Source organism: Erwinia rhapontici (genome assembly GCF_012271765.1).
In the GTDB taxonomy this organism is placed as follows: Bacteria; Pseudomonadota; Gammaproteobacteria; order Enterobacterales; family Enterobacteriaceae; genus Erwinia; species Erwinia rhapontici.
This window is the reverse complement of sequence record NZ_VRKO01000018.1, coordinates 55,103-80,315: the sequence shown is the minus strand read 5'-3', so window position 1 is coordinate 80,315 and position 25,213 is coordinate 55,103. Positions and strand designations below refer to the sequence as shown.

19 protein-coding genes are annotated in these 25,213 nt (G+C 52.8%); 18 read left to right on the top strand and 1 reads right to left on the bottom strand.

The features are described from left to right. The first annotated feature begins 159 nt into the window (after positions 1–159). The 12 genes from serC (at position 160) to FVB43_RS23235 (ending at position 14,187) form a co-directional block, all read left to right on the top strand. Positions 160–1,245 carry a 3-phosphoserine/phosphohydroxythreonine transaminase gene (serC, locus tag FVB43_RS23290; protein ID WP_133841037.1) on the top strand — a complete coding sequence of 362 codons (1,086 nt, stop codon included), beginning with the start codon at positions 160–162 and terminating at the stop codon, positions 1,243–1,245. A gap of 89 nt (positions 1,246–1,334) precedes the next feature. Further along, positions 1,335–2,621, top strand: coding sequence for a 3-phosphoshikimate 1-carboxyvinyltransferase (gene aroA / locus FVB43_RS23285; RefSeq protein ID WP_159337132.1), 1,287 nt, complete (start codon positions 1,335–1,337; stop codon positions 2,619–2,621). Positions 2,622–2,769: 148 nt separating this feature from the next. Beyond that, a complete protein-coding gene (cmk, locus tag FVB43_RS23280) occupies positions 2,770–3,453 on the top strand; it encodes a (d)CMP kinase (protein WP_133841035.1) in 684 nt (227 codons plus the stop codon). A 153-nt stretch (positions 3,454–3,606) separates the two neighbouring features. After that, the gene (gene rpsA, locus FVB43_RS23275) at positions 3,607–5,280 is read left to right on the top strand and encodes a 30S ribosomal protein S1 (protein WP_133841034.1); all 1,674 of its coding nucleotides are present in this window, start codon (positions 3,607–3,609) and stop codon (positions 5,278–5,280) included. An 80-nt stretch (positions 5,281–5,360) separates the two neighbouring features. Beyond that, positions 5,361–5,648, top strand: coding sequence for an integration host factor subunit beta (ihfB, locus tag FVB43_RS23270; protein ID WP_062743871.1), 288 nt, complete (start codon positions 5,361–5,363; stop codon positions 5,646–5,648). 210 nt (positions 5,649–5,858) lie between these two features. Further along, positions 5,859–8,123 (top strand): ComEC family protein, encoded by a 2,265-nt coding sequence (locus tag FVB43_RS23265; RefSeq protein WP_167864860.1) that lies wholly within the window; start codon positions 5,859–5,861, stop codon positions 8,121–8,123. Between the two features lie 35 nt (positions 8,124–8,158). Further along, positions 8,159–9,907: a lipid A ABC transporter ATP-binding protein/permease MsbA gene (gene msbA / locus FVB43_RS23260; RefSeq protein WP_167864859.1), complete on the top strand. Its 1,749-nt coding sequence runs from the start codon at positions 8,159–8,161 to the stop codon at positions 9,905–9,907. Next, positions 9,904–10,884, top strand: coding sequence for a tetraacyldisaccharide 4'-kinase (gene lpxK / locus FVB43_RS23255; RefSeq protein WP_167864858.1), 981 nt, complete (start codon positions 9,904–9,906; stop codon positions 10,882–10,884). The genes msbA and lpxK overlap by 4 nt, the downstream gene beginning before the upstream one ends. A 62-nt stretch (positions 10,885–10,946) precedes the next feature. Continuing rightward, complete coding sequence (locus tag FVB43_RS23250) at positions 10,947–12,155, top strand: winged helix-turn-helix domain-containing protein (RefSeq protein ID WP_133841030.1); 1,209 nt, start codon at positions 10,947–10,949, stop codon at positions 12,153–12,155. 95 nt (positions 12,156–12,250) lie between these two features. Further along, on the top strand, positions 12,251–12,433 hold the full coding sequence (locus tag FVB43_RS23245; RefSeq protein ID WP_023654621.1) for a Trm112 family protein: 183 nt from the start codon (positions 12,251–12,253) through the stop codon (positions 12,431–12,433). Further along, positions 12,430–13,176, top strand: a complete 747-nt coding sequence (kdsB, locus tag FVB43_RS23240; protein ID WP_133841029.1) for a 3-deoxy-manno-octulosonate cytidylyltransferase — start codon at positions 12,430–12,432, stop codon at positions 13,174–13,176. The genes FVB43_RS23245 and kdsB overlap by 4 nt, the downstream gene beginning before the upstream one ends. Positions 13,177–13,293: 117 nt before the next feature. After that, positions 13,294–14,187, top strand: coding sequence for a YcbJ family phosphotransferase (locus tag FVB43_RS23235; RefSeq protein ID WP_167864857.1), 894 nt, complete (start codon positions 13,294–13,296; stop codon positions 14,185–14,187). Here the strand turns inward: FVB43_RS23235 and elyC are convergent. Further along, a complete protein-coding gene (gene elyC, locus FVB43_RS23230) occupies positions 14,164–14,952 on the bottom strand; it encodes an envelope biogenesis factor ElyC (protein ID WP_133842089.1) in 789 nt (262 codons plus the stop codon). The genes FVB43_RS23235 and elyC overlap by 24 nt on opposite strands. A 234-nt stretch (positions 14,953–15,186) precedes the next feature. On the opposite strand from elyC, the gene cmoM reads away from it, so the two are divergent. The 6 genes from cmoM to mepK all read left to right on the top strand — a co-directional run bounded on the left by cmoM (position 15,187) and on the right by mepK (position 25,207). Further along, entirely contained in the window at positions 15,187–15,975 is a 789-nt protein-coding gene (gene cmoM, locus FVB43_RS23225) for a tRNA uridine 5-oxyacetic acid(34) methyltransferase CmoM (protein ID WP_133841027.1), read from the top strand. Continuing rightward, positions 15,968–17,290, top strand: coding sequence for a chromosome partition protein MukF (gene mukF / locus FVB43_RS23220; RefSeq protein ID WP_133841026.1), 1,323 nt, complete (start codon positions 15,968–15,970; stop codon positions 17,288–17,290). Before cmoM ends, mukF begins: the two co-directional genes overlap by 8 nt. Further along, a complete protein-coding gene (gene mukE / locus FVB43_RS23215) occupies positions 17,271–17,996 on the top strand; it encodes a chromosome partition protein MukE (RefSeq protein ID WP_133841025.1) in 726 nt (241 codons plus the stop codon). Before mukF ends, mukE begins: the two co-directional genes overlap by 20 nt. Then, a complete protein-coding gene (gene mukB, locus FVB43_RS23210) occupies positions 17,997–22,442 on the top strand; it encodes a chromosome partition protein MukB (protein WP_167864856.1) in 4,446 nt (1,481 codons plus the stop codon). It abuts the gene before it with no gap. Positions 22,443–22,617: 175 nt separating this feature from the next. Then, complete coding sequence (gene ldtD / locus FVB43_RS23205; protein WP_133841023.1) at positions 22,618–24,471, top strand: L,D-transpeptidase; 1,854 nt, start codon at positions 22,618–22,620, stop codon at positions 24,469–24,471. Positions 24,472–24,658: 187 nt separating this feature from the next. Next, positions 24,659–25,207 carry a peptidoglycan L,D-endopeptidase MepK gene (mepK, locus tag FVB43_RS23200; protein ID WP_133841022.1) on the top strand — a complete coding sequence of 183 codons (549 nt, stop codon included), beginning with the start codon at positions 24,659–24,661 and terminating at the stop codon, positions 25,205–25,207. Positions 25,208–25,213 lie beyond the last annotated feature (6 nt).

The window sequence follows — 25,213 nt, the reverse complement described above, 5'->3', positions numbered from 1 at the left end:
TCACAAAATATCGTCTGCTGTTGCATTTCCCCTACAAGCTGTTGCGGCACAGGCCGGTGAACTGGTCGGTCGACCTGATAAATCATTGCAGCAACGGGGTGGCAATGATAAAACCGATAGAGGAATCAAAACCGATTGATCTGAAAGTGGTGAGGGGAAATGAGTCAGGTTTTCAATTTTAGCTCAGGCCCGGCTATGTTGCCGGTAGAAGTACTTCGTCGCGCTGAACAGGAACTCTGCAACTGGCAGGGTTTAGGAACCTCCGTAATGGAGATCAGCCACCGTAGTAAGGAATTTATTCAGGTCGCGGAAGAGGCTGAAAAAGATTTTCGTGATCTGCTGAAAATCCCCTCCAACTATAAAGTTTTATTCTGCCATGGCGGTGCACGCGCTCAGTTTGCTGCCATCCCGATGAATCTGTTGGGGCAGCATGCTACGGCGGACTATGTTGATGGCGGTTATTGGGCAGCCAGCGCAGTAAAAGAGGCTCAGAAATACTGCACGCCAAATGTGATCGATGCCAAAACGACGATTGATGGCCTGCGCGGTATCAAACCAATGAGCGAGTGGGCACTGTCTGATGATGCTGCCTACGTTCATTACTGCCCGAACGAAACGATCGACGGTATCGCGATCCCGGAAACCCCGGACTTTGGTGATAAAGTGGTAGTGGCCGATCTTTCTTCCACGATTCTGTCGTCCCCGATCGATGTTAGTCGTTACGGCGTGTTGTATGCCGGCGCACAGAAAAATATTGGTCCTGCCGGGTTAACACTGGTCGTTGTGCGTGAAGATCTGTTGGGTCAGGCGCGTAAAGAATTGCCTTCCATCCTGGATTATAAGGTCCTGGCGGATAACGAATCTATGTTCAACACGCCACCGACCTTTGCCTGGTATCTGTCCGGCTTGGTGTTTAAGTGGCTGAAAGAGCAGGGCGGCGTGGCGGAACTGGATAAACGTAACCAGGCAAAAGCCGATCTGCTGTATGGCACCATCGATAACAGCAGTTTCTATCGCAACGATGTGGTAGCCGCTAACCGTTCACGTATGAACGTACCCTTCCAACTGGCTGATGCCACACTGGACAAACTGTTCCTTGAAGAGTCATTTGCAGCAGGTCTGCATGCTCTGAAAGGCCACCGTGTGGTCGGCGGCATGCGTGCTTCGATCTACAATGCGATGCCGTTGCAGGGCGTGAAAACGCTCACCGATTTTATGGTCGACTTCGAACGTCGCCACGGCTAAGGTACGCCTGCATTGGCAGTAAGTTTTGAATCTGAAACCCCGCAGCCCAGCGGGGTTTCATTGTAATTATTTTGGAGAATACGTTTCACATGCAGGATTCCCTGACGTTACAACCTATCGCCCTGGTCGATGGCACCGTTAACCTTCCCGGCTCTAAGAGTGTGTCTAACCGCGCGCTGCTGCTTGCCGCACTGGCAAAAGGCACCACCCGCCTGACGAATCTGCTTGATAGCGACGATGTTCGCCATATGCTGAATGCACTACAGGCGTTGGGTGTTCATTTCACACTGTCTGCCGATCGCACGGTGTGTGAAGTCGAAGGTCAGGGCGGTGCACTTCAGGCAGAAGGCGCGCTGGAACTGTTTCTTGGCAATGCCGGAACGGCAATGCGCCCTCTGGCGGCGGCACTGTGCCTGGGCAGCAACGACATCGTTCTGACCGGTGAGCCTCGCATGAAAGAACGTCCGATTGGCCACCTGGTTGATGCTTTACGTCAAGGGGGGGCCGATGTCGAATACCTTGAGCAGGAAGATTACCCGCCGCTGCGCCTGAAAGGCGGGTTCCGCGGTGGCGAAGTCGCCGTCGATGGTAGCGTTTCCAGTCAGTTTCTGACGGCGTTGCTGATGGCCGCACCGTTAGCCGAAAACGATACTCGCATTGTGATTAAAGGCGATTTGGTATCAAAACCCTATATCGATATCACGCTCAACCTGATGGCGACTTTTGGCGTTAACGTTGAGAATGAAGATTACCGCGCGTTCCACATTCGTGGCCAGCAGCAGTATCAGGCACCCGGCGACTACCTGGTTGAAGGTGATGCATCCTCTGCGTCTTATTTCCTTGCCGCGGCAGCAATCAAAGGTGGAACGGTGAAAGTTACCGGTATTGGCCGTAACAGTATGCAGGGCGATATTCGTTTTGCCGACGTACTGGAAAAAATGGGCGCCAGCGTGGAGTGGGGCGATGATTTTATTGCCTGTACGCGTGGGGATCTTAATGCTATCGATCTGGATATGAATCATATCCCTGATGCTGCGATGACCATTGCAACAGCTGCCCTGTTTGCGAAAGGTACAACGGTTATGCGCAATATCTATAACTGGCGTGTGAAAGAGACCGACCGTCTGGCGGCGATGGCCATTGAACTGCGTAAAGTGGGTGCTGAAGTTGAAGAAGGCCATGACTTCATTCGCATTACACCACCCGCGCAGGTTAAATTTGCTGAAATTGGAACCTATAACGATCATCGTATGGCGATGTGTTTCTCCCTGGTTGCTCTTTCCTCAACGCCAGTGACCATTCTTGATCCAAAATGCACGGCGAAAACGTTTCCCGACTACTTCGAACAGCTCGCCCGTATCAGTCAACTGGCGTAACGGGCATCTTCGTCAGGAATGCGTGCCGCCTATGACAGAATACGGTGCGCAACCAACGCAGTTGCAGCTTCATGCATGAGGGGTATAATGCGCGTCGATATTTGTCTGGGCACCCGTTGCCCAGGCATTCCACCGACAGGAGAACGACATGATGGCAATAGCCCCAGTGATCACCATTGATGGCCCAAGTGGTGCAGGGAAAGGTACATTGTGTAAAGCGATGGCCGAGGCGTTGCAGTGGCACCTGTTGGACTCCGGTGCAATTTATCGCGTTCTGGCCCTGGCTGCGCTGCATCATCAGGTGGATATGGCTTCTGAAGAAGCTTTGGTTCCTATCGCCGCCCATCTTGATGTGCGTTTTGTTTCTAACAACGGCGAAATGGAAGTGATTCTGGAAGGTGAAGATGTTACCGGTGAAATCCGAACTCAGGATGTCAGTAACACCGCCTCCAAAGTGGCCGCATTCCCTCGTGTGCGTGAAGCATTGCTGCGTCGTCAGCGTGGTTTCCGGGATTTTCCGGGATTGATTGCCGATGGTCGCGATATGGGCACGGTGGTTTTCCCTGATGCACCAGTGAAAATTTTCCTTGATGCCAGCTCTGAAGAACGTGCTAACCGTCGTATGCTACAGTTGCAGGAAAAGGGCTTTAGTGTTAACTTTGAGCGCCTTTTATCTGAGATAAAAGAGCGTGATGAGCGAGATCGTAATCGAGCCATTGCACCACTGGTGCCGGCTGATGATGCGTTAGTGCTTGATTCGACAACGATGTCGATCGAGCAGGTTATCGACATTGCATTAAAGTATGCGCGTGAGAAGCTCGCGCTGGCGTAAATATCAACTACGCTTAATGACCTCTGCATGAGCTTCGGCTTGCAGAATGATTTATCTAACTCTGTGATATGGATGTCATGGAGCATGTGAAACAACCCCACCCGGCAGGATGTCAGGTGGACGTTAAATTGAAGAATCCTGAAGATTATCAATATGACTGAATCTTTTGCTGAACTATTTGAAGAATCCCTAAAAACAATCGAAACCCGTCCGGGTTCCATCGTTCGTGGCGTTGTTGTCTCTATCGACAAAGACGTAGTCCTGGTTGATGCGGGTCTGAAATCTGAATCTGCGATCCCTGCAGAGCAGTTCAAGAACGCAGCCGGCGAACTGGAAATCCAGGTAGGCGACGAAGTTGACGTTGCGCTGGATGCAGTGGAAGACGGCTTCGGTGAAACTCTGCTGTCTCGTGAGAAAGCTAAACGTCACGAAGCATGGATTACACTGGAAAAAGCTTACGAAGATGCTGAAACTGTTACCGGTGTTATCAACGGCAAAGTTAAAGGTGGCTTCACAGTTGAGCTGAATGGCATTCGTGCGTTCCTGCCAGGTTCACTGGTAGACGTTCGTCCAGTGCGCGATACACTGCACCTGGAAGGCAAAGAGCTTGAGTTCAAAGTCATCAAGCTGGATCAGAAACGTAACAACGTTGTCGTTTCACGTCGTGCGGTTATCGAATCCGAAAACAGCGCAGAGCGCGATCAGCTGCTGGAAAACCTGCAGGAAGGCATGGAAGTTAAAGGTATCGTTAAGAACCTTACTGACTACGGTGCATTCGTTGATCTGGGCGGCGTTGATGGCCTGCTGCACATCACTGATATGGCATGGAAACGCGTTAAGCATCCAAGCGAAATCGTGAATGTTGGCGATGAAATTACCGTTAAAGTTCTGAAATTCGACCGCGAGCGTACCCGTGTTTCTCTGGGTCTGAAGCAGCTGGGCGAAGATCCATGGGTTGCTATCGCGAAACGTTACCCAGAAGGCACTAAGCTGACTGGTCGTGTAACTAACCTGACCGACTACGGCTGCTTCGTTGAAATCGAAGAAGGCGTTGAAGGCTTGGTACACGTTTCTGAAATGGACTGGACCAACAAAAACATTCACCCATCTAAAGTTGTTAACGTTGGTGATGTTGTTGAAGTTATGGTTCTGGACATCGACGAAGAACGTCGTCGTATCTCCCTGGGTCTGAAGCAGTGCAAATCTAACCCATGGCAGCAGTTTGCAGAAACCCACAACAAGGGCGACCGTGTTGAAGGTAAAATTAAGTCAATCACTGACTTTGGTATCTTCATCGGCCTGGACGGCGGCATCGACGGCCTGGTTCACCTGTCTGACATCTCCTGGAACGCTACCGGAGAAGAAGCAGTTCGTGAATACAAGAAAGGCGACGAAATCGCTGCTGTTGTTCTGCAGGTTGACGCAGAGCGCGAGCGTATCTCCCTGGGCGTTAAGCAGCTGGCAGAAGATCCGTTCAACAACTACATCTCTCTGAACAAGAAAGGTGCAATTGTTAACGGTAAAGTGACTGCAGTTGACGCTAAAGGTGCTACAGTTGAATTGGCAGACGGCGTTGAAGGTTACCTGCGTGCTTCTGAAGCATCGCTGGACCGCGTAGAAGACGCAACTCTGGTTCTGAACGTTGGCGACGATGTTGAAGCTAAGTTCACCGGTGTAGACCGTAAAAACCGCGTTGTTAGCCTGTCTGTTCGTGCAAAAGACCAGGCTGATGAGAAAGAAGCAATCAATACTGTTAACACCAAACAGGAAGAAAGCAACTTCTCTAGCGCAATGGCTGAAGCTTTCAAAGCAGCTAAAGGCGAGTAATCGCTTTCAGGGCAGCGCAAGCTGCCCTGTACCGTCGTTACTGTCAGAACTTTTCCTAACAAGGATTAACCGGAGGTTATATGACCAAGTCAGAACTGATTGAAAGACTTGCCGGCCAGCACTCTCATATTCCGGCGAAAGTCGTTGAGGATGCGGTAAAAGAGATGCTTGAGCATATGGCAACAACGTTGTCAGATGGCGAACGCATTGAAATCCGGGGATTTGGCAGCTTCTCTTTACACTATCGTGCACCTCGTACTGGCCGTAACCCGAAAACGGGTGACAAAGTGGAGTTGGAAGGTAAATACGTTCCACACTTCAAGCCAGGTAAAGAGTTGCGTGATCGCGCTAATATTTACGGCGGTTAATACCTTAGGGTATTGCGATGAATCGATAAAACGACACTCCGGTGTCGTTTTTTTTTGCCCAAAATAAAACCATTGGTTTATGCATAAAATCTTGATGACATTTGCAAATAGCGAAAATTGTTTGCGAGGTGTTTTCCACATCCTTTCCGGGTGATATGACTTTCAGGAGTGATTGCTGCACACTGGTCATCATTGATACAGGGAGGTGTCATGTTGATAACTGTGAACCGGCTGGCATGGAGTGTCATTGCTGCAACGCTACCGCTGAGTTTCCTGTCTAAGCTTCCTGCTGCTGTCTACGACCTGCCCGTTTTGTCCGCAGCTGTTCTCATGGCGCTGTCCGGATGGCGTTGTGCAAAATTGGTCGCCCTGATATTAGTCTTGTTCCTCTGGGCAGTCTGTGCTGGGCGGGTCATGTTGGATCAAATAGAACAGCTGACGCACGGGCAGTTGAAAGCAGAAATTGTCGTAGAAAACGTACTACCCGATGGGAAGATGGTTAAAGTACGGCTGCTGCGCTACAAAGACAGGATTCTGTTCCCTCCGATTTATGCCACCTTGAAAGTTCCGCCGCAGGAGATAGCCTTTTGCGCCGGACAGCACTGGAACATGGAACTTGTTCTGCGTCCAGTGCATGCTCAGCTCAATGAAGGAGGATTTGACCGACAGCGTTTTGCGCTGGCTAATCATACGCCACTCACTGGCAGAGTGGTGTCGACAGAGGTTATTGATTCACAGTGCAGCTGGCGTGCCAGGGTGATTAATGCAACGCAAAAGAACTATGGGCATCTGACGTGGCAGGCATTGATTTCTGCACTGGCCTTTGGCGAAAGAGCGGAAGTCGACAGGGAAACAAATCTGCTATTGCGTGAAACTGGCACGGCACATCTGATGGCGATTTCAGGTATGCATATTGCCCTTGCCGCGAGTTTCGGCTGGTTATTATCGCGTGGTGTTCAGTTCCTGTTGCCTGCCTGGTGTATTGGCTACCGATTGCCTATGTATTGCAGCCTGATGATTGCATTAGCCTATTGTTGGTTATCCGGTGGCAATCCCCCCGCGCTGCGGGCAATGCTGTCTTTACTGGTCTGGAGTACGCTTCGTTTGCGTTTTATCCACTGCCATAGTTGGCAGGTATGGTGCCTGTGCATCGCTTTGATCCTGTTTTTTGATCCATTAAGCGTACTTTCTGACAGTCTTTGGCTGTCAGCGCTGGCGGTAGCGGGTCTGTTACTGTGGTTTCACTTTTTTCCTCTACCTCGCCGTTTTAACCGTGGTAAACGCTGGTTGCTCTTGCGTTTGCTGCATCTTCAAATTGGAATGCTACTGTTATTAATGCCACTACAAGCGATGCTGTTTCATGGGTTTAGCTTGAGCGCGTTGGTAGCAAATTTGTGGGCAGTGCCGTTAATCACGATGCTGACAGTGCCTTTGATTCTTGTGGCGATCGTGTGCAATCCGTTGCCGTGGGTCAGCCCGCTACTGTGGCAATGGGTTGACCACTCTCTGGCTCTGGTTTTTATTCCTCTTCAACATTTACCTCGCGGCTGGTTTCCTTTGGACCAAACGTTGGGCGCTGCCAGCCTGTTATGCTGGCTGATACTTTTGAGTCTGCGTTTCGGCTGGTGGCGTACCTCACCTGTCAGCCTGTTTAGTGCGGCTCTTTTGCTGTGTAGCTGGCGCGAAGTAGGATCCCATCCGCATTGGCGTGTTGATATGTTAGATGTTGGCCATGGGTTAGCCGTCGTTGTCTCTCGTAACGGCGAGGCAACGCTATACGATACCGGTAACCGCTGGCCAGGAGGGGATGTTGCCCGTAGTCAGATCCTGCCCTGGCTCAACTGGCAGGGATTAAACGTCACCGATGTTATTATTAGTCACGGCCATCTTGACCATATTGGCGGGCTGGAAACGGTGCAGGCTGCATTCCCGGCGGCGCGTGTACGCAGCGCTCTGGCGCGTAGGGGGCACTTACCCTGTCGCCAAGGTACTCGCTGGCGCTGGCAGGAACTTCAGTTCAGCGTTCTCTGGCCACCCGAGGCGGAAAAAGGTGAGGGGAACAACCAATCCTGTGTCGTCGCCATCACGGACGGAAAATGGCGAGTGCTACTGACAGGAGACATTGAGGCCCCGGCAGAGCTAAAACTGGTCGCAGAACAGCGTGCCAACCTGTCGGCGGATCTGTTGCAAGTTCCACATCACGGTAGCAGAACGTCCTCTTCTCCACCTTTCTTACGCGCGGTGGGCGCCACAGCGGCGGTCGCATCAGCCGCGCGTTACAGTGCCTGGCGGCTACCAGCTGCGAAGATTATCCAGCGTTACGATAAAAATCACGTCGAATGGCATGATACGGCCCTTTCGGGACAGATCAGCGCCCATTTTTTTGTTGATAACTGGCAACTTATGGGGTTAAGAGAACAAATAATGAACCGTTGGTATCATCAGTGGTTTGGCGTAGTCAGGGATTCCAGGTAGAATGAGCGGCTATTTCATTCAAAGCTGGTTAAATAATGCATCTGGATAAAGATCTCTCCACCTGGCAGACCTTCCGTCGACTCTGGCCAATGATTGTGCCATATAAGGCGGGATTGATTGTGGCTGCAGTCGCACTGATTCTTAATGCGGCTGGCGATACACTCATGCTGTCACTGCTGAAGCCTTTACTCGATGATGGTTTTGGTAAAGCGAACAACGCCGTACTGCTATGGATGCCGCTTGTCGTAATGGGTCTGATGCTCGTTCGCGGCGTTACCAGCTACGTTTCCAGTTACTGTATTTCCTGGGTGTCTGGCAATGTGGTCATGGGCATGCGCCGCCGCCTGTTCAGCCATATGATGGGCATGCCGGTCGCCTTTTTCGACCAGCAGTCTACCGGTACGCTGCTATCGCGCATCACCTATGATTCTGAACAGGTTGCCTCATCCTCTTCCGGTGCCCTGGTGACTGTGGTGCGTGAGGGTGCTTCGATTATCGGCCTGTTTATCTTGATGTTTTACTACAGCTGGCAGCTGTCGCTGATCCTGATCGTTCTGGCGCCGATCGTTTCATTTGCTATTCGTACGGTCTCAAAGCGTTTCCGCAATATCAGTAAAAATATGCAAAACACCATGGGCCAGGTGACGACCAGCGCTGAACAGATGTTGAAAGGGCATAAAGAAGTACTGATCTTTGGTGGTCAGGAGATCGAAAGCGAGCGCTTTAACCGTGTGAGTAATCGCATGCGTCAGCAGGGGATGAAACTGGTTTCAGCATCCTCTATTTCAGACCCGATTATTCAGATGATCGCCTCGCTGGCACTGGCCTTTGTGCTGTATGCCGCGAGCTTCCCGAGTGTGATGGAGACCCTGACGGCGGGTACGATCACCGTGGTGTTCTCGTCAATGATTGCCCTGATGCGTCCGCTGAAATCACTGACTAACGTCAATGCTCAGTTCCAGCGCGGTATGGCTGCCTGTCAGACGTTGTTCTCCATTCTCGATAGCGAACAGGAAGTGGATACCGGTAAGCGCATAGTTGAGCGGGCAAAGGGCGACATTGAGTTCCGTGAGGTAACATTTACCTATCCTGGTCGCGAAGTGCCTGCCCTGCGAAATATCAATCTGACGATCCCTGAGGGTAAGACGGTGGCTCTGGTCGGGCGCTCGGGTTCAGGTAAATCAACGCTGGCGAGCCTGCTGACCCGTTTCTATGATGTGCAGCAGGGGGCCGTCCTGATGGATGGACATGACCTGCGTGAATATACCCTTGCCTCACTGCGTAATCAGGTGGCGCTGGTATCGCAAAATGTGCATTTGTTCAATGACACCATTGCCAATAATATTGCCTATGCGCGCGAGGAACAGTACAGCCGCGAAGATATTGAGAAAGCGGCAACGATGGCCCATGCCATGGACTTTATCGGCAAGATGGAGAATGGCCTGGATACGATGATTGGTGAGAATGGTGTATTGCTCTCAGGGGGGCAGCGCCAGCGTATTGCCATTGCCCGTGCCCTGCTGCGTGACAGCCCGATTCTGATCCTGGATGAAGCCACCTCGGCTCTGGATACCGAATCTGAGCGTGCTATTCAGTCAGCCCTGGACGAACTGCAAAAGAACCGGACTTCGCTGGTGATTGCCCACCGTCTTTCCACGATTGAAAAAGCGGATGAGATTGTAGTGGTTGAAGATGGTCAAATCGTTGAGCGTGGCAGTCACGAGATGTTGCTGGCAGAACGTGGTGTTTACGCGCAGCTGCATAAGATGCAATTTGGCCAATGATTGAACGCATCTGGAGCGGCCGCTCTGCGCTTTATCTGTTGTTGTTGCCTTTCAGCCTGTTATACGGGCTGATCAGTAATGTGCTCCGTCTTAGCTATTACTGGGGCTGGCGTAAAGTGTGGCGTGCACCCGTTCCGGTGGTAATCGTCGGTAATCTTACTGCCGGCGGGAATGGTAAAACGCCAGTGGTCATCTGGCTGGTACAGGCACTGCAACAGCGGGGTTTTCGCGTTGGGGTGGTGTCTCGTGGTTATGGTGGTAAAGCAGAAAGCTATCCGCTGGTGCTGGGCGAAGAGACGACTACCCGTGAAGCCGGTGATGAACCGGTTCTGATCTATCAGCGTACCGGTGCGGCGGTCGCGGTCGCACCCCAGCGCCGTCAGGCCGTAGAGGCGTTGGTGAGCGGTGGCGGGGTGGATGTCATTATCACTGATGATGGATTACAGCACTATGCTCTGGCGCGTGATGTTGAAATCGTCGTCGTTGATGGTGAACGTCGCTTTGGTAATGGCTGGTGGTTGCCCGCAGGTCCCATGCGGGAACGCGCTTCTCGCCTGAAAAGTGTGACTGCCGTCATCGCCAACGGTGGCCATGCACAGCCGGGTGAACTGTCGATGCAACTGGTGCCGGGCCAGGCGGTAAACCTGCGTTCAGGGGAACATCGTCCGGCCGCACAACTGCAAAATGTGGTGGCAATGGCCGGTATTGGCCATCCGCCACGTTTTTACAACACGCTGCGTCAGCAGGGGGTTGTGATCCAAAAAGAGGTCTCTTTCGCTGACCATCAGAATTACACTGCCGCTACTCTGAATGCCCTGATAACGGAAGGACAGACACTGTTGATGACAGAGAAAGATGCGGTCAAAGCGCGCGCTTTTGCCACTGACAGCTGGTGGTATTTACCGGTTGATGCCATGCTTCCCGATGAGCAGACCATCGTATTGCTGAACAAAATCAGTGCATTAATTCCACGTTAATTCAGTCCACAACTCTCCACATCGCGCTACACTAAAGCCATCTGAACTTTACGGATGGCATCATGACGGCGGTAACTCTTTCTCTTGTTCAGGCGCGCCAGCTTCAGCTGGCGGCTCAGGGCCTGCTGCGGCCACCTTCACATAAAGCCCGGTTTGACGATCTACTGTCGGCGGTACGCCGAATGTCACTGCTGCAAATCGATACCATCCATGTGGTGGCGCGTAGCCCTTACCTTGTGCTATTCAGCCGTCTCGGCGAGTATCCGCACATCTGGCTTGAGCAGGCGCTGGCACAGCGAAACCTGTTTGAATATTGGGCGCATGAAGCCTGCTTTATTCCCATTGAGGATTACCCTCTGCTGCGTCACCGCATGCTGAACCCCTCAGCATTAGGCTGGAAGTACAGCCAGACATGGATGGATGAGCATCAGCAGGATATCACCCATTTGCTGGCACATATCCGTGAAAATGGCGCGGTTCGTTCGGCGGATTTTACCGCTCCGGCAGGGCAGAAGCCTGGTTGGTGGGCGTGGAAACCTCATAAGCGCCACCTGGAAAATCTGTTCACCGCCGGTGAGTTGATGGTCAGTGAACGTCGTCAGTTTCAGCGCGTTTATGACCTGCGTGAGCGGATGATGCCAGATTGGGATGATGCACAGCATGCACTCACCGAAGCAGAAGCGGTACAGCGTATGCTGGATAACAGTGCGTGCAGTCTGGGGATCTTTCGTCTGGCCTGGCTGGCAGATTATTACCGTCTGAAACGGGCGCCAGTTATCCAGGCCATCGATCGCTGGCTGGAGCAGGAAACAGTACGTGAGGTACAGGTTGAAGATCTCGGCACGATGTATGTCCATCACAGTCTGTTTACACAACTGGCTCACCCGCAAGCCGCTACTCATACTGCTATTCTGTCGCCATTTGACCCACTGGTGTGGGATCGCAAACGCGCGCTTGAACTGTTTGATTTTGACTATCGCCTGGAATGTTACACCCCGGAGGAAAAACGGCAGTATGGATACTTTGTCCTGCCTGTTTTGCATCGAGGTGCGTTAAAAGCACGACTGGATGCCCGTATGCAGCGCAAAACAAAAGTGCTGGAGGTCAAACAATTATGGCTGGAGCGGCACACACGCGTCAGCCAGCAGTTCGTGGATGATGTGCAGCGTGCTCTGACGAAATTTGCACGCTGGCAGGGGGCGGAGATGATCGAGGTCAATAAACTCCCTGACGCAATGGGTTCCTGCTGGCCAACTCGCTGGGAAATATAATCCGGGGCATGTTTTTCGTGGTGAGCGGGTAACTGCACCAGTACAGCTATGGTATTCTTAGCCCATTGCAAAATTGGATTTATCGCGGAGGATTTATGGATCATCGTCTACTCGAAATCGTTGCTTGTCCGGTCTGTCATGGCAAGTTGTACTACAACAAAGAGCAGCAGGAACTCATCTGCAAACCAGATGGTCTGGCGTATCCGGTACGTGACGGTATTCCTGTGCTGCTGGAAGTTGAAGCACGCGCATTGACACTTGAAGAGAGCCATCCATGAGTTTTGTTGCCATTATTCCTGCCCGCTTTGCTTCCACCCGTTTGCCGGGTAAACCCCTGGTCGATATTCACGGCAAACCGATGGTGGTTCACGTGATGGAACGTGCACTGGAATCCGGTGCTGAACGGGTAATTGTAGCCACGGATAATCAGGATGTGGCACGCGCGGTTGAAGCTGCGGGTGGTGAAGTCTGTATGACCCGTCCTGACCATCAGTCCGGCACTGAACGCCTTGCCGAAGTAATTGATCACTACCAGTTCCCGGATGACACGGTGATTGTTAATGTTCAGGGTGATGAGCCCATGATCCCACCGGTTATTATTCGCCAGGTGGCGGATAATCTGGCCAGCAGCACTGCGGGTATGGCAACGCTGGCGGTGCCGATTGAATCAGCGGAAGAAGCCTTTAACCCGAATGCGGTGAAGGTGGTACGTGATGCCAACGGTTATGCGCTGTACTTCTCACGAGCCACTATCCCGTGGGATCGTGAGCGCTTTGCGGCTTCCCATGACACTATCGGTGACCACTTCCTGCGCCATATTGGTATCTACGGTTATCGTGCCGGATTTATCCGCCGTTATGTCCGATGGGAAGCCAGTCCGCTGGAGCAGATCGAGCTGCTGGAGCAGTTGCGAGTGCTTTGGTACGGCGAAAAAATCCATGTTGATGTGGCAAAAGCCATTCCCAGCGTGGGTGTTGATACGCCAGAGGATTTGCTACGCGTTCGCGCAGCCATGCAGTAAATCCGCGTCGGGGCCACAGTGCTGGCCCCGCACTTTATACGACGAATTTGATCCAGTTCGGAGCAAATCTCATCCATTCGCACCATCATAAGACCTCTTGCCTGATAAGGAGGGCAGATGGAACAACTGCGATCTGAACTGGCACTGGTACTGGGCGAACCCGTCAGCCGGGTGGAGTGTATCAGCCAGCAGCCTTACGCCAGTCTTTATACTCTTTACGATGACAGTGGTCATTCACTGCCGTTAGTGGCGAAATACTTCAATATGAAGGGCATTGCAGCCCAGGAAGCGCATAAGCTCTCAATGCTGATGCGTGAAGGGAAGGTGCGTGTGCCTGCCGTATATGGTTTGGTGATCAGCCAGCAGCCGCCCCTGCATGAAGTCTTACTGATAGAGCGTATTGGTGGCGTTTCCGTTGAGGCGCCCACGCGTACGCCCGAGCGCTGGCAGCAGCTGCAGGAACAGATTGTTGAAGGGATGCTCGGCTGGCATCGTATCGACAGTCATGGGCTGGTGGGAACGGTAGATAGCACCCAGCAGAACCGATGGCCCGCCTGGTATGCGCAGCGAGTGGAGGTGTTGTGGGCGACGCTCAACTACCTGCGACCGGCATTGCTGAGTATGGATGACCGACGTGTGCTTTATCGCAGCCGTCAGAGTCTGCACGCACTGTTTAAAGATTTTGACGATCCCTGTGTTCTGGTCCACGGCAACCTGGTGCTCAGCAGCATAATGAAAGAGGCCTGGGGGGATCAGTTACTGGCGATGATCAATCCCGGTACGATACTTTGGGCACCACGAGAATTCGAACTGTTCCCGCTATGCGCATCCGGCGCAGGCGACGGCATCGTCAGTGAATACTTGCGGCGAGCCCCCGTAGCGGAAGGGTTTGTTGCACGCCGTTGGTTCTATAGTCTTTGGGAGGAAACTGCGCGGCTCATTCACACCGCGCAGTTTGACCGTGCGCGTTTTACGGCAGCCAGCCAGTCACTCCTTCCCTGGCTCGACTGACGGTTTGGCGGCGGGTTTCAGCCATTGCCACAAACGCCCCAGGCTTTCGTAGATCGCGCGCTCGCTGTGGCCCAGCCAGAATGATGAAGGTAAAACCCGCTCCCAGAAGTTCAGTGGTGATGTGACTGCCAACTGGTTTGCAGGCGCAGGCCAGGGGGCCAGGCCCTGACGCTGGAAGAAGATCATGGCCCGCGGCAGATGGTTAGCGGAGGTCACCAGCGCAAATGGTCGCTGCCCGACAATATGGGAAACTTCCAGGGCTTCCTGCTCAGTGTCACTGGGTTTATCCAGCGTAATAATCGCACTTTGCGGTACGCCCAGTGATTGTGCCACGAGTGAGGCCACTGCTGCTGAACTCATCGGGTTGCCCTGCGCATGTCCGCCGGTCACAATCAGTTTTGCCCCTGGGTTCGCCTGTAAAATACGAATGCCCTCTGTGAGGCGTGGCAAGCTATTGTTGAGCATATTTGAGCTGGGTGCCCATTGCGGATTCCATGTGTAGCCACCGCCGAGAACCACAACATATTCCACCGGGTGCTGATTGTGCCAGGTGGGATAGTTATTCTCGATGGGGGCCAGCAGTCTGTCAGCAACAGGTTGCAGGCTGATCAGCAACAGAATAGCCCAGGCAACGGAGATGAGTGTTTTGCCGCTTTTCTGCCAGCGGCTGAACCAGAGTAAGATAATCCCTAGTGCCATCACCAGCAGCAGCATTGGCAGTGGAAGCAGCAGGCCGCCAACAATTTTTTTCAGTGCAAAAAACATCAAAAAGGGTTCCTTTTGTCCGAAAAAACATCACACAATCACGAAGCGATGACTGAAAGGTTCATTATTTGCCAGTGTATGCCAAAATACCCCGCATCTTTCAAGCTACAGACGCGCTGACGCATTCCCTTCACTTCGCTGAATGACGTGAATGAGCACAGTGTAACGTCTGAACGCCGCTCGAAATAGCCGGGTAACCCCGTAGAATAAAGCCCTGAATGCCGGAGTCGTTGTATGCAGGATCGCAACTTTGATGATATCGCAGAAAAATTTTCTCAGAATATTTACGGTACCACCAAAGGCCGTATTCGCCAGGCCATTCTCTGGGAGGATCTTGATGCGTTGTTAACATCGTTCCCTGACGGTCCTTTATCTGTGCTGGATGCAGGGGGCGGAGAAGGGCAAACCGGCTGTGGCATTGCAGCCCGGGGTCATCAGGTGCTGCTTTGTGATGTCTCCGAAGAGATGTTGTCCCGTGCCCGCCGCCTCGCCGATGAAAAAGGTGTGAGCGGTAACATGCAATTCGAACAAATTAGCGCTCAGCAGGTCGGTCAACATTTGGATAAACCGGTTGATCTGGTATTGTTTCACGCGGTGCTGGAATGGGTGGCGGAACCTCAGCAGGTGCTGGCGGCGTTGTATGATGCACTGAAGCCTGGTGGTGTCCTGTCGCTCATGTTCTATAACCTCAATGGTTTGCTGATGCAGACGATGGTGCTCGGCAACTTCGGCTATTTACAAACGGGGTTGGCCAAACGTAAAAAGAAAACCTTGTCTCCGGACTACCCAAGGGATCCTGAACAGGTGTATGGCTGGCTACAAGAGTGTGGCTTTACGATTGAGCACAAAACCGGCATCCGCGTTTTTCACGACTACATGCGTGATAAAACCAAACAGATCGATCGTTTTGATGAGGTTCTGGCCCTGGAAAAGCAATACTGCCGCCAGGAGCCGTTTTTAAGTTTAGGGCGTTATATCCACGTTACAGCGCGGAAACCCATAAGGCAGACGAACTATGAGTGAATTTTCCCAGACTGTACCGGAGCTGGTAGCCTGGGCGCGAAAAAATGATTTTTCCGTCTCATTGCCAACCGAACGTCTGGCTTTTTTGCTGGCGATTGCCACCCTTAATGGGGAGCGCATGGATGGCGAAATGAGTGAAGGCGAACTGATTGATGCCTTCCGCCATGTCAGTGAAGGCTTCGAACAGACCAGCGAAACTGTCGTGGTACGTGCCAACAATGCCATTAACGATATGGTGCGCCAGCGCTTGCTCAATCGTTTTACCAGCGAACATGCAGAAGGTAATGCGATCTATCGTCTGACGCCGTTGGGCATCGGCATTACCGACTATTATATTCGCCAGCGTGAATTCTCCACCCTGCGTCTCTCTTTGCAGTTGTCGATCGTAGCGGGTGAGCTAAAACGTGCCGCCGATGCTGCTGATGAAGATGGCGACGAGTTTCACTGGCACCGCAACGTGTTCGCTCCGTTGAAATATTCGGTGGCAGAGATCTTCGACAGCATTGATATCACCCAGCGCATCATGGATGAACAACAACAGGGCGTTAAAGATGATATTGCTCAGTTACTCAACAAAGACTGGCGTGCGGCGATATCCAGCTGTGAACTGTTGCTGAACGAAACGTCCGGTACGCTGCGTGAACTTCAGGATACCCTGGAGGCTGCGGGCGATAAGCTACAGGCCAATCTGTTGCGCATCCAGGATGCCACGATGAATAGCCCCGATCTCGGCTTCGTCGACAAGCTGGTGTATGACCTGCAAAACAAGCTCGACCGCATTATCAGCTGGGGCCAGCAGGCGATTGACCTGTGGATCGGCTATGACCGCCACGTGCATAAATTTATCCGTACCGCGATTGATATGGATAAGAACCGCGTCTTTGCCCAGCGTTTACGTCAGTCGGTACAGAATTACTTCGATCAGCCCTGGGCGCTGACCTATGCCAATGCTGACCGCCTGTACGATATGCGTGATGAAGAACTGACGCTGCGCAGTGAGGAAGTGACGGGCGAACTGCCTTCTGAACTGGAATACGAAGAGTTCAATGCTATCCGTGAACAGCTGGCGGCGATGATTGAAGAAGCACTGGCCATCTACAGGACACAGCAAAAGCCGCTGGATCTTGGGGCGGTGATTCGTGATTACCTGACACAATACCCGCGTGTACGTCACTTTGACGTGGCGCGTATTGTCGTCGATCAGGCTGTACGCTTAGGCGTGGCCGAAGCAGATTTCTCTGGCCTGGCTGCAAAATGGCAGGCGATTAATGATTACGGAGCCAAGGTGCAGGCACATGTCATCGACAAATATTGAACAAGTGATGCCAGTTAAACTGGCGCAGGCACTGGCCAACCCGATTTTCCCGGCACTGGACAGCCAGTTACGCGCAGGGCGCCATATTGGTATTGAAGAGTTAGATCAACACGCCTTTCTGATGGACTACCAGGAATTTCTGGAAGAGTTCTATGCCCGTTACAACGTTGAGCTGATCCGTGCGCCGGAAGGTTTTTTCTACCTGCGGCCACGTTCCACCACGCTGATCCCGCGTTCAGTGTTGTCCGAGCTGGATATGATGGTGGGTAAAATCTTATGTTATCTCTACCTCAGCCCGGAACGTCTGGCCAATGAAGGGATCTTTACCCAGCAAGAACTGCACGACGAGTTGATGTCGCTGGCCGATGAAAGCAAATTGCTGAAGCTGGTTAACCAGCGTTCTACCGGCTCAGACCTTGACCGCCAGAAACTTCAGGAGAAAATGCGCGCGTCGCTTAATCGCCTGCGTCGCCTGGGAATGGTGTGGTTTATGGGTAATGACAGCAGTAAATTCCGTATCACCGAATCCGTCTTCCGCTTTGGCGCCGATGTGCGCAGCGGTGACGATGCGCGTGAAGCGCAGCTGCGGATGATCCGCGACGGTGAGGCGATGCAGCTTGACGGTGGCCTGGCGCTGAATGATGAAAGCGAAGACGGTGAAAGTGACACTGAAAACAGTGTGCCGGACAGCGCGGAGGAAGAATAAATGATTGAACGTGGAAAGTTTCGCTCGCTGACGCTGATTAACTGGAACGGTTTTTTTGCCCGTACTTTTGACCTCGACGAATTGGTGACAACGCTGTCAGGTGGGAACGGTGCAGGTAAGTCGACCACGATGGCGGCATTTGTTACTGCGCTCATCCCCGACCTGACACTGCTGCATTTCCGTAACACTACTGAAGCCGGGGCAACCTCAGGTTCCCGTGATAAAGGCCTGCACGGCAAACTGCGCCCAGGCGTTTGTTACGCTGTGCTCGATGTGGTGAACTCGCTGCATCAGCGCGTGCTTGTTGGGGTCCGACTGCAACAGGTTGCCGGCCGTGACCGTAAAGTGGATATCAAACCTTTTAGCATTCATGGCCTGCCGACCTCCATTAACCCGACCGAAATTCTGACTGAGACGGTGAATGCCCGTCAGGCGCGTGTGGTGCCAATCAGTGAACTGAAAGAGCGGTTTGAAGCGATGGAGAGTGTGCAGTTTAAACAGTACAACTCCATTACGGATTACCATTCTGTGATGTTTGACCTCGGTATTGTGGCGCGTCGTTTACGCTCTGCCGCTGACCGTAGCAAGTATTACCGCCTGATTGAAGCCTCGCTGTACGGGGGGATTTCCAGTGCGATCACGCGTTCCCTGCGAGATTACCTGCTGCCTGAAAACAGCGGAGTACGTAAAGCGTTCCAGGACATGGAAGCCGCGCTGCGTGAAAACCGCATGACGCTGGAAGCGATTCGCGTGACCCAGTCTGATCGCGATCTCTTTAAGCATCTGATCTCAGAAGCGACCAGCTACGTGGCGGCAGACTATATGCGTCATGCCAACGAGCGCCGTATCCATCTGGATGGTGCGATGCAGGTGCGTAATGATCTTTTCACCAGTCGTAAACAGTTATCCGCTGAGCAATATCGTCATATTGAGATGGCGCGGGAACTGAGTGAGCACAATGCCGCTGAAAGCGATCTGGAAACAGATTATCAGGGTGCCAGCGACCATCTCAATCTGGTTCAGACGGCACTGCGTCAGCAGGAAAAAATTGACCGCTACGATGCCGATCTCGAAGAGCTGACCTTCCGCCTCGAAGAGCAGAATGAGGTCGTCGCTGAAGCGCGTGAAGGGCATGAAGAAAATGAAGCGCGTAGCGAAAATGCTGAGCTGGAAGTGGATGAGCTGAAAAATCAGCTGGCTGATTACCAGCAGGCGCTGGATGTGCAGCAGACGCGCGCCATCCAGTATCAGCAGGCGTTGCAGGCACTTCAGCGTGCTCAGGAAATCTGCCAGATACGCGACCTCAGCGTGGATAACGCAGATGAATGGCAGGAAACCTTCCAGGCGAAAGAGCAGGAAGCGACCGACAAACTGCTGATGCTGGAACAAAAAATGAGTGTGGCGCAGGCCGCACACAGCCAGTTTGAGCAGGCGTTTGAACTGGTCAGTAAAATTGCCGGCCCGGTTAGCCGTAGCGAAGCCTGGCAGGTAGGGCGCGATCTGCTCCGTGATGCCAGCAACCAGCGTTATCATGCCGAACAACTACAGCCGCTGCGCAGCCGCCTGAGTGAACTGGCACAGCGTGTACGTGAACAGCAGGATGCCGAACGCCTGCTGAGTGACTTCTGCAAGCGACACGGTCAGCATGATGCCAGTGAGCTGGAGTCCTTACAGGCTGAACTGGAAGCACAGATTGAGCTGTTAAGCGAAAGCGTGGCGGACGCCGGTGAGCGCCGTATGACACTGCGCCAGGAGCTGGAGCAGCTCCGTGAACGCATTGCGCGTTTGACTAAACAAGCGCCGCAGTGGCTGGCCGCGCAGGAAATCCTCTCGCAGTTGAGTGAACAAACGGGCCAGGCGCTGGAAAACAGCCAGCAGGTCACCGAGTTTATGCAGCAACTGCTGGAGCGTGAGCGTGAAACCACGGTAGAACGTGATGAAGTCTCAGCCCGTAAGCGCGACATTGAGAAGCAGATTGAGCGTCTCAGCCAGCCGGGCGGGGCAGAAGACGCTCGCCTGAACAACCTCGCCGAACGTTTTGGTGGCGTGCTGCTGTCAGAAATTTATGATGATGTCACCATTGATGATGCGCCGTACTTCTCAGCATTGTATGGCCCGGCTCGTCATGCCATTGTGGTGCCTGACCTGTCACTGATCCGCGATCAGCTCGACGGTCTGGACGATTGCCCGGAAGATCTCTACCTGATCGAAGGGGATCCGCAGTCGTTTGATGACAGCGTATTTAATGTCGAAGAGCTGGAAAAAGCCGTCGTGGTGAAAGCGGGGGATCGCCAGTGGCGCTATTCTCGTTTCCCGAAAGTACCGCTGTTTGGTCGTGCTGCGCGTGAAAACCAGTTAGATGTGCTGCACGCTGAGCGCGAGGCGCTGGCCGAACGTTACGCTACGCTGTCATTTGATGTTCAGAAAACCCAGCGTCTGCATCAGTCCTTTAGCCGCTTTATCGGCAGCCACCTTGGCGTAGCGTTTGAGTCCGACCCTGAAGCAGAAATGCGCCTGCTCAATACCCGCCGTAACGAGGTGGAGCGTGCGCTGACGAATCATGAAAGCGAAAACCAGCAGCAGCGCCAGCAGTTCGAACAGGCGAAAGAGGGCGTTGCCCAGCTTAACCGTCTGTTGCCTCGCGTCAGCCTGCTGCTGGATGATACGTTACAGGATCGTCATGAAGAGATTCAGGAAAAGCTGGATGAAGCGCAGGAAGCCGCGCGCTTTGTGCAGCAGCACGGTGCTCAACTGACGAAGCTGGAACCCATTCTCTCTGTCCTGCAGAGCGATCCTGAGCAGCATGACCAGTTAAAACTGGACTACCAGCAGGCGCAGCAGCAGCAGCGCGATGCGCGTCAGCAAGCCTTTGCCCTGACCGAAGTGGTTCAGCGTCGTGCGCACTTTGGCTACATTGATTCTGCAGGTATGCTCAACGGCACCAGCGACCTCAATGAGAAGCTGCGCCAGCGCCTTGAACAGGCGGAAGGTGAACGTACCCGCGCCCGTGAGCAGCTACGTCAGCATCAAACCCAGTTAGCGCAATACTCCCAGGTTCTGGCCTCGCTGAAAAGCTCCTATGACGCGAAACGCGACATGTTGAAGGAGCTTCAGCAGGAGATGCTCGATATCGGCGTGCAGGCGGATGCCTCCGCTGAAGAGCGGGCGCGGCTGCGTCGTGACGAACTCTACAGTGCCCTGAGCAACAACCGACTGCGTCGTAATCAGCTGGAAAAACAGCTGACCTTCTGTGAAGCCGAAATCGATGCGTTGCAGAAAAAACTACGCCGTCTGGAGCGCGAGTACCAGATAGGCCGTGAGCAGGTTGTGAGTGCGAAGGCGGGCTGGGTTGCGGTACTGCGACTGGTGAAAGACAATGGCGTTGAGCGCCGTCTGCACCGTCGTGAGCTGGCGTATCTCGGCGGTGACGAGCTGCGCTCCATGTCGGATAAGGCGTTAGGTGCGCTGCGTCTGGCGGTAGCGGATAACGAACATCTGCGCGACGTGCTGCGTCTGTCGGAGGATCCGAAGCGGCCGGAGCGTAAAATTCAGTTCTTCATTGCGGTTTATCAGCATCTGCGTGAGCGTATCCGTCAGGATATCATTCGCACCGATGATCCGGTCGAAGCCATTGAGCAGATGGAAATTGAGCTGAATCGCCTGACGGAAGAGCTGACTGCCCGTGAGCAGATGCTGGCCATCAGCTCGCGCAGCGTGTCGAACATTATTCGCAAAACGATTCAGCGCGAACAGAATCGTATTCGTCAGTTGAACCAGGGCTTGCAGGCCGTGAGTTTCGGGCAGGTGAAGAGTGTGCGTCTCAACGTTAACGTGCGGGAAGCTCACTCTACGCTGCTTGATGTGCTGTCTGAGCAGCATGAACAGCATCAGGATCTGTTTAAGAGCAATCGTCTGACCTTCTCCGAAGCACTGGCAAAACTCTACCAGCGCCTGAACCCACAAATCGATATGGGCCAGCGTACACCGCAGACCATTGGTGAGGAGCTGCTGGATTACCGCAACTATCTTGAGATGGAAGTGGAAGTTAACCGTGGCTCTGACGGCTGGTTGCGTGCAGAAAGTGGGGCGTTATCGACAGGGGAAGCGATTGGTACCGGTATGTCGATTCTGGTGATGGTGGTACAAAGCTGGGAGGAAGAGTCACGCCGTCTGCGCGGGAAAGATATCTCCCCTTGCCGTCTGCTGTTCCTTGATGAGGCCGCGCGTCTGGATGCAAAATCCATTGCCACCTTATTCGAGCTGTGTGACCGACTGGAGATGCAGCTGATTATCGCGGCACCGGAAAATATCAGCCCTGAAAAAGGCACCACTTACAAACTGGTTCGTAAGGTCTTCAATAATACTGAACATGTTCACGTTGTTGGGCTGCGTGGATTTGCTGCAGAACCGACGATAACGGCAAAAGATGTTGAGGCAGGAGCCTGATTCACGAAATCCTGTAAAAAATAATGGTACGCAGTGGTAAAATTTCTGTGTCCAGATTACTCTGCATAACGGCATTTGCAACGTAAGAGGCAAATGCCGTTTTCTGTTTCTATACTTATAACAACGACTAATTGCTGCGGGTTACTCATCCGGCAGTCTTAACAGGGAGCAAGGGATGTTGCTGCAGAAATCGTTTTCCACCCAGGTTGTTGCACTGGGTTGTAGTCTTTTGTGCTGGCTGGTGCCGGTGTCTTCTTCTGTGGCGGGAATTCCACCCGTCTCTGCTCCGATTGTGCAAAGTATCAGCGTCTCGCAGAGTGCATCGCATATCAGCGGCTTGTTCTCTCAGGGGATGGCGCCGTTCTATCTGAAAAACCTTGCACCGTTGTATGCCAGTCGTGGCATGCAGCCAATGTGGCAGGATGAGCAGGCGGTAAAACAGTTCCAGCAACAGCTGGCTGAGGTCGCGATTTCCGGTGTTCAGCCGCAGTTCTCCCACTGGGTAAAACAGCTGACGGATCCGAATATTACTGGCATGGCACGTGATGTGGTGTTGTCTGATGCCATGTTGGGTTATCTGCAGTTTACTTCTGGCGTTCCCAGCAAAGGGGAAACCTGGCTGTACAGCAATGTACCTTATAAGATGGAGGCCCCGTCTGTCGCGGTGATTAATCTGTGGCAAAACGCGGTAGTTCAGAATCGTCTCAATGGTTTTGTTCTCTCACTGGCCCCGCAGCATCCGCAGTATGTGCGTATGCATCAGGCATTAAAAACGCTGCTGGCAGAAAACCGTCCCTGGCCACAACTGGTTGATAAGCAGACCCTGCGTCCTGGCCAGATCAGCAATGATGTGCCTGTGCTGCGCGATATTCTTAAACGTACCGGCATGATGTCGGCAGACAGCGAGCCACCAAAACCCACGGAAGAAGTGGTGGGCCCTATTGATGCGCCGTTGGTGCATGATGATGATAATGCCCAGCCTGATGCCCCTGTGCAGGCGAACGTTGATAACAATGTCGTGGTCAGCCCGTCTGCAATGCCGTCAGAAAATAATCCTCAGACTGCCGTTCCTCAGAATGTCGGTAATGTGCAGGGAACTGCCGCACCTATCAATGCTGATAATGTTTATACTCCGGACCTGGTCGCCGCACTGAAACGCTTCCAGACCTGGCAGGGGTTAGAGGCCGATGGTGCGATAGGTGCTCGCACCCGCGAATGGTTAAATGTTTCCCCACAACGTCGTGCATCGCTGCTGGCATTGAATATCCAGCGTCTGCGACTGCTGCCGGATGATATGCATAACGGCATTATGGTGAACATTCCTAATTACTCACTGGCCTACTATGTCAACGGTAATGAAATTCTCTCTTCCCGAGTGATTGTCGGCCGCCCTGACCGTAAAACGCCGTTGATGCGCAGCGCGCTGAATAACGTTGTCCTCAACCCGCCGTGGAATGTGCCCACCACCTTAGTGCGCAAGGATATTGTGCCGAAGGTCAAACAGGACCCGATGTACCTGTATAAGCACAATTATACGTTACTGTCGGGTTGGAGCAGTGATGCTCAGGTGGTTGATCCTTCGATGATTGACTGGAGCATGGTTTCTGCCGCTTCGTTCCCGTACCGCATTCGTCAGGCACCGGGCCCGACGAATTCACTGGGGCGCTATAAATTCAACATGCCGAGTTCGGATGCGATCTACCTGCACGACACACCAAATCACGGTCTTTTCCAGAAAGATATTCGTGCTCTCAGTTCTGGCTGTGTACGTGTGAACCGGGCATCCGATCTGGCTAATTTGTTGCTGCAGGATGTGGGCTGGAACGACACGCGGATTTCCAGCACCTTGAAAGAGGGGGATACACGCTATGTGTCCATCCGTCATCGTATCCCGGTTAACCTCTATTATCTGACCGCCTGGGTGGCAGATGATGGCCAGCCGCAATTTCGTACAGATATTTACAATTATGACAATACGGCACGTTCTGGTGCGCAGGTGCTAACGCAGGCTGGTCAATTATTGCTCTAATGATTGATTAATCAGCAGTTCCCGTGCAGGGAATAGTTATGCTAAAAAGCCGGTGTAAAGGGTGTGATGCCAATCTTTGCGCCGGTTTTACTTTTGTTGGGTTGACGTAGGTATTCTCCCCCGGTAAGGTTCAAAACGGTGTAATTAGTGCACTGTTCCGAATTCTTTAGCTGGGTAATACTGATTCATGGATAAATTCGACTCTCATCGCCGTAAGTGGCTGACGTTAGGCGGCGCGGCGCTCGGTGTGGCATTGCTCCCCGGGCAGGCCTTCGCCTCGCTTTCAACTTCCCGCCCGCGTGTATTAACGCTTAATAATCTCAATACCGGCGAAAACCTTAAAACGGAATTTTTTAACGGTAAAAGCTATGACAAGGATGAACTGGCACGACTGAATCATTTCTTCCGTGACTACCGGGCCAATAAAAGTAAAAGCATCGATCCCCATCTTTTTGACCAACTCTTCCGTCTGCAATCGCTGCTCGATAGTCGTAAACCGGTGCAGCTAATCTCTGGCTACCGTTCTCTCGGCACCAATAACTCATTACGGTCGCATACCCGCGGTGTAGCGAAACATAGCTACCACACGCTGGGGCAGGCGATGGATTTCCACATTGAAGGAATTTCGTTAAGCAATATACGCAAAGCCGCACTTTCGCTGCGGGCGGGTGGTGTAGGATACTACCCAAGTAGTAACTTTGTGCATATTGATACCGGGCCGGTTCGGAACTGGTAAAACGAA

Coding starts and splice junctions, on each gene's coding strand:
- serC (WP_133841037.1), top strand. CDS start 160: ATGAGTCAGGTTTTCAATTTTAGCTCAGGCCCGGCTATGTTGCCGGTA.
- aroA (WP_159337132.1), top strand. CDS start 1,335: ATGCAGGATTCCCTGACGTTACAACCTATCGCCCTGGTCGATGGCACC.
- cmk (WP_133841035.1), top strand. CDS start 2,770: ATGATGGCAATAGCCCCAGTGATCACCATTGATGGCCCAAGTGGTGCA.
- rpsA (WP_133841034.1), top strand. CDS start 3,607: ATGACTGAATCTTTTGCTGAACTATTTGAAGAATCCCTAAAAACAATC.
- ihfB (WP_062743871.1), top strand. CDS start 5,361: ATGACCAAGTCAGAACTGATTGAAAGACTTGCCGGCCAGCACTCTCAT.
- FVB43_RS23265 (WP_167864860.1), top strand. CDS start 5,859: ATGTTGATAACTGTGAACCGGCTGGCATGGAGTGTCATTGCTGCAACG.
- msbA (WP_167864859.1), top strand. CDS start 8,159: ATGCATCTGGATAAAGATCTCTCCACCTGGCAGACCTTCCGTCGACTC.
- lpxK (WP_167864858.1), top strand. CDS start 9,904: ATGATTGAACGCATCTGGAGCGGCCGCTCTGCGCTTTATCTGTTGTTG.
- FVB43_RS23250 (WP_133841030.1), top strand. CDS start 10,947: ATGACGGCGGTAACTCTTTCTCTTGTTCAGGCGCGCCAGCTTCAGCTG.
- FVB43_RS23245 (WP_023654621.1), top strand. CDS start 12,251: ATGGATCATCGTCTACTCGAAATCGTTGCTTGTCCGGTCTGTCATGGC.
- kdsB (WP_133841029.1), top strand. CDS start 12,430: ATGAGTTTTGTTGCCATTATTCCTGCCCGCTTTGCTTCCACCCGTTTG.
- FVB43_RS23235 (WP_167864857.1), top strand. CDS start 13,294: ATGGAACAACTGCGATCTGAACTGGCACTGGTACTGGGCGAACCCGTC.
- elyC (WP_133842089.1), bottom strand. CDS start 14,952: ATGTTTTTTGCACTGAAAAAAATTGTTGGCGGCCTGCTGCTTCCACTG.
- cmoM (WP_133841027.1), top strand. CDS start 15,187: ATGCAGGATCGCAACTTTGATGATATCGCAGAAAAATTTTCTCAGAAT.
- mukF (WP_133841026.1), top strand. CDS start 15,968: ATGAGTGAATTTTCCCAGACTGTACCGGAGCTGGTAGCCTGGGCGCGA.
- mukE (WP_133841025.1), top strand. CDS start 17,271: ATGTCATCGACAAATATTGAACAAGTGATGCCAGTTAAACTGGCGCAG.
- mukB (WP_167864856.1), top strand. CDS start 17,997: ATGATTGAACGTGGAAAGTTTCGCTCGCTGACGCTGATTAACTGGAAC.
- ldtD (WP_133841023.1), top strand. CDS start 22,618: ATGTTGCTGCAGAAATCGTTTTCCACCCAGGTTGTTGCACTGGGTTGT.
- mepK (WP_133841022.1), top strand. CDS start 24,659: ATGGATAAATTCGACTCTCATCGCCGTAAGTGGCTGACGTTAGGCGGC.